General features: G+C 51.0%; 14 protein-coding genes. 11 read left to right on the top strand and 3 right to left on the bottom strand.

Features of this window, described 5'->3' with window-relative positions; genetic code table 11:
- Positions 1 to 672: 672 nt before the first annotated feature.
- Both ACI77I_RS30970 and ACI77I_RS30965 read right to left on the bottom strand, forming a co-directional pair.
- Positions 673 to 1098 (bottom strand): hypothetical protein, encoded by a 426-nt coding sequence (locus ACI77I_RS30970; RefSeq protein ID WP_406999972.1) that lies wholly within the window; start codon positions 1096 to 1098, stop codon positions 673 to 675.
- Between the two features lie 508 nt (positions 1099 to 1606).
- Positions 1607 to 1963, bottom strand: coding sequence for a helix-turn-helix domain-containing protein (locus ACI77I_RS30965; RefSeq protein ID WP_071555641.1), 357 nt, complete (start codon positions 1961 to 1963; stop codon positions 1607 to 1609).
- 132 nt (positions 1964 to 2095) lie between these two features.
- Between ACI77I_RS30965 and ACI77I_RS30960 the strand changes: the two genes are divergently transcribed.
- The 9 genes from ACI77I_RS30960 (at position 2096) to ACI77I_RS30920 (ending at position 8677) form a co-directional block, all read left to right on the top strand.
- Positions 2096 to 3229 (top strand): phage/plasmid replication protein, encoded by a 1134-nt coding sequence (locus ACI77I_RS30960; protein ID WP_406999970.1) that lies wholly within the window; start codon positions 2096 to 2098, stop codon positions 3227 to 3229.
- Complete coding sequence (locus ACI77I_RS30955; protein WP_406999968.1) at positions 3226 to 3459, top strand: hypothetical protein; 234 nt, start codon at positions 3226 to 3228, stop codon at positions 3457 to 3459. The genes ACI77I_RS30960 and ACI77I_RS30955 overlap by 4 nt, the downstream gene beginning before the upstream one ends.
- Positions 3459 to 3713, top strand: a complete 255-nt coding sequence (locus tag ACI77I_RS30950; protein WP_406999966.1) for a hypothetical protein — start codon at positions 3459 to 3461, stop codon at positions 3711 to 3713. The genes ACI77I_RS30955 and ACI77I_RS30950 overlap by 1 nt, the downstream gene beginning before the upstream one ends.
- 13 nt (positions 3714 to 3726) lie before the next feature.
- Entirely contained in the window at positions 3727 to 4020 is a 294-nt protein-coding gene (locus tag ACI77I_RS30945) for a propanediol utilization protein (RefSeq protein WP_406999964.1), read from the top strand.
- A gap of 291 nt (positions 4021 to 4311) precedes the next feature.
- Positions 4312 to 4536 (top strand): hypothetical protein, encoded by a 225-nt coding sequence (locus tag ACI77I_RS30940; RefSeq protein ID WP_071555645.1) that lies wholly within the window; start codon positions 4312 to 4314, stop codon positions 4534 to 4536.
- A gap of 205 nt (positions 4537 to 4741) precedes the next feature.
- Positions 4742 to 6109, top strand: coding sequence for a hypothetical protein (locus tag ACI77I_RS30935; protein WP_406999962.1), 1368 nt, complete (start codon positions 4742 to 4744; stop codon positions 6107 to 6109).
- An 8-nt stretch (positions 6110 to 6117) separates the two neighbouring features.
- A complete protein-coding gene (locus ACI77I_RS30930; protein ID WP_065869871.1) occupies positions 6118 to 6405 on the top strand; it encodes a DUF2523 domain-containing protein in 288 nt (95 codons plus the stop codon).
- On the top strand, positions 6405 to 7460 hold the full coding sequence (locus ACI77I_RS30925; protein WP_406999960.1) for a zonular occludens toxin family protein: 1056 nt from the start codon (positions 6405 to 6407) through the stop codon (positions 7458 to 7460). Before ACI77I_RS30930 ends, ACI77I_RS30925 begins: the two co-directional genes overlap by 1 nt.
- A complete protein-coding gene (locus tag ACI77I_RS30920; protein WP_406999958.1) occupies positions 7457 to 8677 on the top strand; it encodes a type II secretion system protein GspD in 1221 nt (406 codons plus the stop codon). Before ACI77I_RS30925 ends, ACI77I_RS30920 begins: the two co-directional genes overlap by 4 nt.
- Positions 8678 to 8767: 90 nt before the next feature.
- On the opposite strand, the gene ACI77I_RS30915 is transcribed toward ACI77I_RS30920, so the two are convergent.
- Positions 8768 to 8971, bottom strand: coding sequence for a hypothetical protein (locus ACI77I_RS30915; protein WP_406999956.1), 204 nt, complete (start codon positions 8969 to 8971; stop codon positions 8768 to 8770).
- A gap of 210 nt (positions 8972 to 9181) precedes the next feature.
- Between ACI77I_RS30915 and ACI77I_RS30910 the strand changes: the two genes are divergently transcribed.
- On the top strand, positions 9182 to 9577 hold the full coding sequence (locus ACI77I_RS30910) for a hypothetical protein (RefSeq protein WP_406999954.1): 396 nt from the start codon (positions 9182 to 9184) through the stop codon (positions 9575 to 9577).
- Positions 9578 to 9626: 49 nt separating this feature from the next.
- A complete protein-coding gene (locus ACI77I_RS30905; protein WP_406999952.1) occupies positions 9627 to 9983 on the top strand; it encodes a DNA-binding protein in 357 nt (118 codons plus the stop codon).
- Positions 9984 to 10070: the final 87 nt, after the last annotated feature.

Below are 10070 nucleotides of genomic sequence, written 5' to 3'. Positions count from 1 at the left end.
GCGGCGTTTTCCTGCTCAAGCTGATAGGAGAGCAAGACGCTCCGTCAGCTGACGTTAAGATTTTCGGTACATGGCAGGAGTATCAGAAATTTCTTGAGCCAATTCTCAGGGACGGGGATTTTGGTTCAGAGAATGTATCGGCATTTTCATAGCAGCTATTTTGTGGGGCACTGGCTTCAAATCTGACCACCAGAGTCCCCCAGTCCTGTATAGGACGGTTCGCATAATTTCTGTGACGTTATGGTAGCTATGCCGTCGTGATCGACGAATTTAGCGTCGGGATAATAGCGAAGCCCCGGCGCTGAATTTATCCATAACGTCCATTATGCGAGGCTCATTACTTACTTACGTAAGGGTTGAAGTAAGTAATTGAGTACGTAAGTAAGGGCCGGCTGGGCTGGTTTTTCATTTTCGCGGACCCGAAAATAATCAGATCATTGTCGGCAAACCTCGACTGCCCGAAGGGCATTAGGCGCCAAGATTTTTCACGGTGAAAACTAGATCTTTCCGCGCCGATACCCGGCAACGCCGGCCGATCTTCAGACAAAGAAAAACCCCAGCGATCGCTAGACCACTGGGGTTCCTTTCGCGGGTCGCGTTCCAAGAATCACGCACCTGGTACTTCGCGCCCTAATTACTGCTTTTGCTCTGTTGCGTGACGCAACACGGGCTTCATGACTCCGCTAATTCTTCATCCCAAGCCGTTACATATTCTTCTTTGTCAGCGATTTTCGCTGCTTGTGCGTAGTCTTCCTTGAACTTCGGATCGTCCAGCCACCCAGGTACCATTTGATCAGCGCTGTTGTTCCATCTGTGGTACATCGCGAGAAGGATTCTCTGGATGTCAGTCGCGTCCAGGGCGGTTTCTGCGGAGCTTACAAATTCGTCCTGCATCAGGGACACAAGCATGTCTACCCGGCTTTTTTCTTGGGCCGCTTTCATCTTCTTGAACAAGGCCACGCTTGCTTCTGTCGTCTCTATTGATTCCACCATCTGCGAGTCCTCGTAGCGGGAAATATTGTTTCTGACCACACGCGCTTTTTTGGCTTTTTCCTTGGCTCTTTGAGCCCGTTTCGCTTGCTTCTGTGACGATGCCATGGGTTTTCTTACCTGGAAGGTGCCGCGATTGTCGTCAAATAGTCGTGGTATTGACCATGTCATTAAGTCTTATAGATACGCTTGAACCATGTGCGCTCACGAAAAAAACGTCTGCAATTTTTGAAGGAAAACCACCAGCCTAGAAGCGTGGTAGCTCCGCAGACGATCCATAAGACTGTGCTGTTTGTGATGGAGAGCAGGTCATGAAACAGCTTTCCTACTACGAAGCCCGCTACGACTGAAAGCACTGTCAGCGTTATAGCGATAAAAGGAGGCGTGCCGTAGCTAATCTCTGCGTGGCAGCCTCGGCATACGCGCGCTCCCCATGGGACATTGTTCATGCAATGCGGACATGACAGATTTCTATCCGAACTCACGTTTCACTCCTTTGACCTGGTGTCGGCACTTTTTTTGAATTGGTTTTGGTTGCAGCGGGTGGGGGTGCTGTTACACCCCCACTTTAGTACGGAATCCCGTATTTCCAGCATCCCTGAATGACTGGCTTTTTCTACCTTAAGGCTTCCTGTTCGTATCCGAAAAGCACACCTTTTAGGGCAATTTTTGCCTGATGCCGAATCTCTGGCGGCAGTGCCTCAAATCGCTTCAGGATAGGAACCATGTCTTGGGAAACCAACATTTCAGACGGGTCGAGCAGTAGTTCGTCCGTCGTGGTTCCAAGCACATGTGCAAGGCTTACAACCTTGTCCGCAGATGGCATTCCACGACCTGCCTCGTAGGACGTGTAACTCGATTTACTAACGCCTGCAGCCTCCCAAACCGCTTGTTGCGTTAAGCCCTTCGCCTCTCGGTAGCGCTTAAGATTTGCACCAATGGTCACGGCTCTGTCACCTGAGTGGTTGTTCATGTGACCTATCCTATTCGCTGGATACTCGTACAGTACCGATATATCGGTACATTTATGCTTGCATTTCACAATTACAAGGTCTCATAATCCTGCCAGTTCTGTATTGGAATACAGATATTGACAGGTAATGGCATGTTCATCGACTGGCTCAAGGTTTCACAGGAATTCGACCACGACCTTCCGGTTGTGAGCGACATCGTGACCAAGACAATCGACACCATTACAGGTGAGGTTTTGAGCAGTCGGCAACCCAGCTTCAAGCATGAGGGTAGTCACAGTTCCCGGGTTCAGATTCAGATTCAGGGCCGCAAGGTGACGGTGGACGGGAACCCGTCGAGGATGAATCGGCATGACAACCTTTGGGGCTTTGAGACGGTTGAGCAATGCATCACCGTTTACAACGAGCTTCTTGCTGAGTACGGGTTGCCTCCGTTTACGAAATGCACGCGTTTTGAGATTCGCCAGGGTGAGTCAGGAGCAAAAAGCTCTCACTTGTGGGCCGATGGTTGTTCGATTCACCGAATTGACCTGACCACCAACATATCGGTAGGGAAGGGCAATGAGACCGCTTATCTGCGTGGCCTCGCGAGTCAACGAATTGGCCACTCAATAGGCCGACTGTTTCCAAATGGCCGGTCTGTTGATTGGACAACATCAGGAAGCGGGAAGGGCGCACGCCTCCAGTACAGAAAGGCTTACGACAAGTCGTTTGAAATACTGGATAAGCATCTTCCGAAAGTTAAAAAAGCGTTCGGGGAAGCATCCCCAGAGTTTAAGTATGCTCAGGACATTTATAACTATGCCGCAGAAACAGGCATTGTCCGCTTAGAGCAAGAGCTTAAGAATGAATATCTAAGCCGTGAAAAGCTATGTTTCTGGGGCCTCTTTGATGAAGGCAAATATCAAACTCTACACAATGAGTTTTTGAGCGTAGACCAACGCCTGAAGGTGACAAAGATGGACATTGCCAGCATTTCGCAACAGCTTGTACTAGAGAATATTGTGGATTCCACAAAAGCAGCTAATACGACAGCGTGGTATGCCCATCTTTGGATGACCGGGCAAGAACTAGATTTCACGAAAAATCAGGTTAGGGTTCATGCGGCACGTCTCAATCGTATTGGCATCAATATTCGTAACGCATGCGACCTTAAAACCTTCAGCACCGTGTTTATTCGCGAAATGCGGGAAATTAATCCCGTCAAAGGAATTGCACCCCCAACTTGGTACAAGCGGCCTAATCACCTGCAACGAGTTGCAGCATGAGAACGGTCAGCTTTCAAGGTGTCCAACTTACAAGCGGGCAACGGCGCCGTTTGGCTGAACAGCAGCAAGTCCGTACTTCTTTCATCAATCCTGTTCTTGCTCAGCAGGTCGAACAAACGCTCAAGGCCGTCGAGGCCCGAAAAGAGCAGGGCGTTAAACCAGAGCGTATTTGGTTCGTAGAGCGTCAAGAAACAGGAACAATCTGTGTTGCCGAATGGATGGGTTTCTAATGGACAAGAAGCAGTTTCAAGTTCTGCGCTGGAATGTCGAATCTGATATTCGTAATCACATTACTGATGAAGCACTCATTAAAAGCATCGCTAACGACGTTATGCGAACTATTCTGTCTGACTTCGCGGCTCAAGCCGTGACCCGTCAACGCAATCACCGACAGTTTTTAACTTTCAGGCGCAATCCTGAAACCACAGCGCCCAGTTGGGCCTATCGCAAGCCGGGCATAAGCTCCCGACTTCCAACACTGTAATGAGGGCAATACTATGTCGAATGTAATTCTTGTTGAGGTTACCGGTATTAATCGTACTGGCACGGCTTCGAAGTCTGGGAAGCCTTACTGCATGTATGAAGCATATGTTCATCTTCCAAATGTTCCGTACCCTCAGAAAGCTTCCTTTTATGCCGAGCTGCCAAGCCAAGTCCCGCAGCCTGGTACTTATGAGTGCGACGTTATTGCAGATGTTCGCGATGGCCGTTTGACTTTTGATGTTGATCCGCGTCAAGCACGCCGAGTCAACTCTGCTTCAACACATGCGCCTGTATCTAAAGCGGTATAAATAAGCATGGCAGTTTGTACGCTTTTAGATGCAAACGGCTTTGTGATGTCCACCAAAGAAACCATATGTTCTGCATTTGTCTTGCTAACACCGTCTGAGTTTGCTTCCGTTCAAGCCGCTGCTGCGCCGTTCGATTACACCCAGGCATTTGCCTTTTGGTCGTTTGCGTTCGGTACAACGCTGCTTTTTTGGCTGATATCTCGCGGTGTGGGCACCGTCTTGAACCTCATACGTCATCGGTGAGGAAAGCCGTACCGGCCGGATGCCGGTTATTAAGAAAGGGTAACAACTATGAAACTGAAACAACTGCTGTCCGCTTCCGTTGTAACTGCCGGTGTCGTTGCGGCTACTGCTTCGCAAGCTGCCTCCGCTGCTATTGATTTGACCACCATTACCGGTGCTTTTACTGCCGCTGATGTTGTCGCAGGCATTCTGGCTATTGGTGCTGTTCTGGCGACCATCTATGCAACTTCTAAAGCCGCTTCGATGGTTCTGGGTATGATCCGCGGTCGCTGATCGCAACTCTGTAGGGGCATTGCTTCGGCGTGCCCCTTTTTTTCGCCTTCAGGAAGTTGAATAAGTGAAAACGCCCAGTCAAAAAACGCCTTTTATCGTCGGAGTTAATGTGCATGACCACCAATGATGCTTGGTATTTACTCATGTTCGTCTTCGGCCTTATGTGTGCCTGGGCGGTAATCACTGGTTTTGCGGATAATGAAGTATGAAAAGGTTCTTTCTGTTGTTTGTTGCGAAGAAGGTTATTTTTTTCGCGCTCATGTTTCTCCCTTTCTTCGCTTCGGCTGCTGCTTACGCGCCTGTAAAAGTAAGTAATGCGGTTAGTGGTGTCATCGAGCAGAAGTTAGTTAATCGTGGTTTTGCGGCTAACGACCCTCGATTTGCTGCAACCATTCAAACTTCCGGCAATATTATTTCAGTTGCTGCCGGTGCGGGTGCTGCCGCAATTGTTGTTGGCACTATTACGGCTCCGGCTTGGGTAACTGCAATGGTCGCTGCCGGTGTTGCTGCTGCCGTAGGTTATGCCGTGACTTTGGCCTATGACGGAATAACGCAATGGCTGTTCGGTTCTGATTCTTCGCAAGTCAATGTGGTGGTAGCGGAAGGTTCTACTTCTGCACCTGGTCCGCTCGTTCTTGGTGGACCTTACTGGTCTACAAACTATTCCTACGCCTCGACTCCAGAAGGCGCGGTTAACTCCAGTTGGGCCGATGGTGTAACCGTTTCTAAAATTCAATGTTCCAAGCCCACTTCGACGCTTGATTACACTCAAGTGCAATGCACCTCCGTGGGTACTGCTAGTTGGTTGCCCCCTAACTTCACTGTTGATACCAATCCGGCTTGGCATAATTCCGGCAGCCCTTACGCTTCATCTACCGGCTCTTACAAAAATGGTGTTGGTATTTTTCCTGCTCCCGATACTGGCAATGGAACCGGTGGCAAAACTGGCGCTATGAGCATGCAGTCCGCTATCGATCAGTTGAGCGATGGAGAAAAGGCCAAAGCGCTCAATCCGGCTTTGGTTGCTGGTATCGCCAATCAGGCGTGGGAAAAAGCGGCTCAAGCTCCCGGCTATCAGGGGTTGCCTTACTCCTACAACGACCCGATCACTGCTGCGGATGCTGCCGCTTGGCAGAGTTCCAATCCTGGTTCGTGGCCTTCGGTTGGTGATTTCGTGACGCCGTTTCCGAACGGATCGACCGGCACGAGCCCATCGAATCCGCCGTTTACGCTGCCTAAGCCGGGTGAAGCTGTGAACCCGGTTAATCCTGGTACCGGTTCGCAAGTCAACTTGGGTTCTGATCCTGGTATTGGTTCTCCGACGCTTGAACCGACACCGACCGGTGCGCAGATCCTTGCACCCATCACTGGCCTGATGCCTGACCTCAAAAACTTTCAGGTTCCATCGCACCAGGGCGAATGCCCGAAGCCTGAATTCGATATCGCCGTGCTGCATACCCACGTTCGTATGGATGCCCAGTGCACCCTTTTTGAAGGTGTGCGCGGCCAGCTCTATAACGGCAGTTTGGTCGCTTGGATCATCGCGGCTCTGTTTATCGTTCTTTCGGCGTGAGGTGATTTATGTTCGGCATTTTGCTTTCTGCGGGTAACGCGCTGCTGGGTTGGTTGGTTCGTGGCGTTCTGGTCAAGTTCGTGGTGATGGTCGCTCTGTACTGGATCGTCGCTGAGTTGGTTGGGGTCATGGCTTCATGGCTTCCGACTGGAGCCGGTCTGACTTCGGCGTTTGGTGGTTTCAGTGCGGCAACGTGGTATTTCCTCGACCTGTTTGCATTTTCTAACGGCGTGCCTTTGCTGATCGCTGCATTGGTCACGCGCTTTCTGATCCGTCGAATCCCGGTAATCGGCTAATGCCTATCAACGCCTATACCGGGCTGATGGGGTCTGGCAAAAGTTTCGAGTGTGTCGTCTCCGTTATCGTTCCAGCGGTCGCGAAAGGTCGCCGTGTTGTGACAAACGTCGACGGCATCGACTCTGATGCCATCCGTGCATACATCAATGAGAAGCAGGGCATTGCCCTGGAAAAACTCGGCGAGGTGGTGCACTGCCAAAACGAAGACGTTTTCAAGGCTGATTTTTTGCCCCACGGCCAGCCGGTGGACACGTTCTGCCAGCCTGGTGATTTGATCTGCATTGACGAGGCTTGGCGATTCTGGGGTTCTGATTCGAAGATCGGCACCGAACATCGGATTTTCTTCCGCGAGCATCGTCACTATGCCCACGCTGAAACTGGTGTGACCTGTGACCTGGTGCTTATGGTTCAGGACATTTCCGACCTTCACCGCATCTTGAAAACAGTGGTCGAGCTGTCGTTTCGTACCACCAAAATTAAGTCGTTGGGTTTGAATAAAATCTACCGGGTTGAGATGTGGGAGGGCTGGAAACAGACGGCCAAAGCACGTGTTGACGTGATGAATAAAAAGTATGACCCGGAGATTTTCCCGCTCTATTCGTCGTACTCAGGCGGTCACGGCAAAGAAGTCCAGGTGGATGACCGACAGAACATTTTGAAAAATCCGAAGGTCTGGTTTTTCCTGTTCATGATTGTTTTCGGCGGTGTCGGGTCGGTCTGGGGTGTCCTGCACTTCTTCAACCGCGGCGCTGCTCCCGCTACGGTCGTTCAGCCACCCGCAAGCGCTGCGCAGCCAGCGCCCAATATTGCGCCTCCTGCTCCTTCTCAGATGCTTTCCCCTGAATGGCGTATTGCTGGGGAAATTGTCGTTGATGGTCAGCGGCAAGTTGTCCTGGTGAACACTGACGGCGTGATTCGTTATGAGCATCCGAGCAATTTCCAGAATTCAGGCCGCGTCATGACTGGTCAACTGGACGGCCAGCGCGTCAGCACCTTCAGCGGTGGTAAGCCTCCGGCCACGTCTTCCGTTCCTCTCCCTGGTAAAAATCCATGATCCGGTTTTTGTTGCTGTGCCTGTTGTCATTTTCTGCGATTGCCGCCGATAAGCAGGCGCCGTATCAGTTCGACCTGACCGGCTTGCCGATTGGCCAAGTGGCTCAAATTTTCTATGCCGATGCCTTTCGTAAGCCCTACATCCTGTCGCCGGAAGTGCTCGAGGACGGTCGGCCTGTCTCGTTGCGTGTTCAGGGTTCCGCCGTCCAGGTACGTGCCGATTTCGTCCGCCTTCTTGATGCTTTTGGCTACTCGGTGATTCAGCGCAACGGCGTCGAGCATGTCATGCCGAAAAAAGAGCCGGCACCTCCACCAGGTGAATATTTTCTGTACCGACCGCTTTACCGCGACGTGACCTATTTGTCCGAAACGCTCGCGCCGTTGTTCCAGGGTAAGTTTGGTGTTGATCGCGGTATTTCTGTTCCAGGTCAAACACCGATGACCGGATCTGCTCCGCGTGGGTCGGCTGCTAGCCTGTTAAATCGTGACGCTGATCAACTGGTTTTTGTCGGCACAAAGGTCGAAATTGCCAACCTGCGTTCGTTGTTGCCCCAGATTGATATCGAGATGGGTGAAGTGATGTTGCGTAGTGCAGTTTATGAGGTTCAAACCGGCGACCGTGACGGTTCCGCTTTTTCCCTAGCGGCCTCGTTGCTCAAGGGCAAAGTATCGATCAACTTGGCCGGTAATCCTCTGGATAACTCCGTCAGCATTAGTACCGGCGACTTCAATGCTGTTCTGTCGACTCTGTCGTCCGACTCGCGTTTTAAGGTGGTAAGTCAGCCGAGTTTGCGTGTGCGATCAGGTAAAGAAGCGACGATAAACGTCGGTGCAGAAGTGCCGGTGCTGGGTGCCTTGTCGTATCCCCAAGGTGCTGGCCAAGCTGTCCAATCGGTCGAATATCGTAACTCTGGGGTGATTTTTACCATCACCCCCCAGGTGCGCCAGGCTGTTGTCGATCTCACTATTGATCAGCAGCTTTCCAACTTCGTTCAGACCACTACCGGTGTGAATGGAAGCCCGACTTTGACCAAGCGGCAATTGACGACAAACGTGCAGATGCGTAACGCCGAGGTGGTCATTTTGGGTGGATTGACCGAGGAAAAAACCTCAGAAACGCAAACTGGCCTATCTTTCCTGCCGTCTATTTTCCGTTCCAAGGTTACTGAGTCGAGCAAGTCGGAAATCTTATTGGTTATCCAGATGATGAGGATGTGAGGGCAGGGCGCTTCACGCAGTCAGAACCCGTAGGAGCGGGCATGCCCGCAGCGCGTCAGCGCGAGGACTTGACCACTCCTACGGGTACATTCATAGGGTAAATAGGGGAGGAGGGAGGCGTTGACGGCGCTTTTCGTCGTCTGGTTTTCGCATCACTTCTTTTAGGCGTTGGGACGGGCCTTCAATGTCAGACGGCGCCGCGACGCTAACAGCAAGCATTAACGCCTCGCGGCGTTTCTTCTTGCCGTCCATGATTTCAGCGAAACTACTTTCCGGCTGGCTTTGTTGGCTCATCATTGCTGCCTTTAGCTGTGCTTCATTGGATGCTAGCACGGGCTTGATTCGACGTAGTTCTGGCTCGACACCTTGTCGATTTAGCAGCTAAATTTCAGAACGATCCTTCTGGCGTTCAACCGGCTTTTCACCGTGAAAAGCTGAGTATCTCGTTATAACTAAACTAAAGAATTATTTAGTTTAGTTATAATGTAATGGAATATGTAGAGTATGAATATGCAGGGAACTGAAAAGCAGAAAGCGTTGGCCACCTTGATTAAGGCTGAAGCTATTCAGTCAATTGCGGCTGCGGGGCTTTCGGCTCCCCATTTCCGTGGCGCGTGTGCTGCCTTGTCGGAAGCGGTCGAGTCTATTACAGACTCATCCTGGATCATTTCCAACCGCTTCAACCTTGGACTTAAAACGGGCTTTATTTATGGCACGGATCGGCCCACGATTACCGCTCAGGAAGTCTCATATCATCAGTTGTTACGCAACGAGCATTGGCGAAATCCCTACCTGCGCAAAGGAACCTCCAGCTTCACCAAAGAGCATCAGATTGCGTTAAAAGCCATGTTCCAGGAGGCTTGGCGACTTGAACGGATTTCTCCCGAGGTCATCCAATGACAGAGCTGAAGTAACCTCAATAGCTCCAACCTGATAAATGGGAGTTGCCATGGCTCAATCGCTATTTGAAGAAATTGGTCTCGATAAAGTTTCGGAGATAATGGCTGCTGCCACTGCGAAAGCTGCGAATAAAGCTGACCAGCTCGGCTTGCCCCATGCAGAACAAATCAACGGTAAATGGGTGTTCCGCTATCCCGATGGCTCTTCAGAGCCAATCCCTGTCGGTAGTTGCACACATGATTATGATCCTGCGGACTCGCTGGTTGATTCAGAGACCATAGCTATCTTTTTGGCTGATGCTTACGAAACCGGTGACGTGGCTTTCATTGCCGAAGCGATGGCCGTTGTTGCACGCGCCAAAATTCGTATCGACGCAGATGACGAAGGACAGAAGCCATCGTTCTGAAGCCGTGTTGCTACTAGCAACACCTGATCACCTGGTGAAAAGCAGCCTCCAGAGCCCCCCAGTCCTGTATAGGACGGTTCGCATAAT

The sequence above is a fragment of the Pseudomonas sp. D47 genome (assembly GCF_045447305.1).
Taxonomy (GTDB): Bacteria; Pseudomonadota; Gammaproteobacteria; order Pseudomonadales; family Pseudomonadaceae; genus Aquipseudomonas.
The sequence above is the reverse complement of the archived record's forward strand: the minus strand, read 5'-3'. Positions and strand labels throughout refer to the sequence as shown.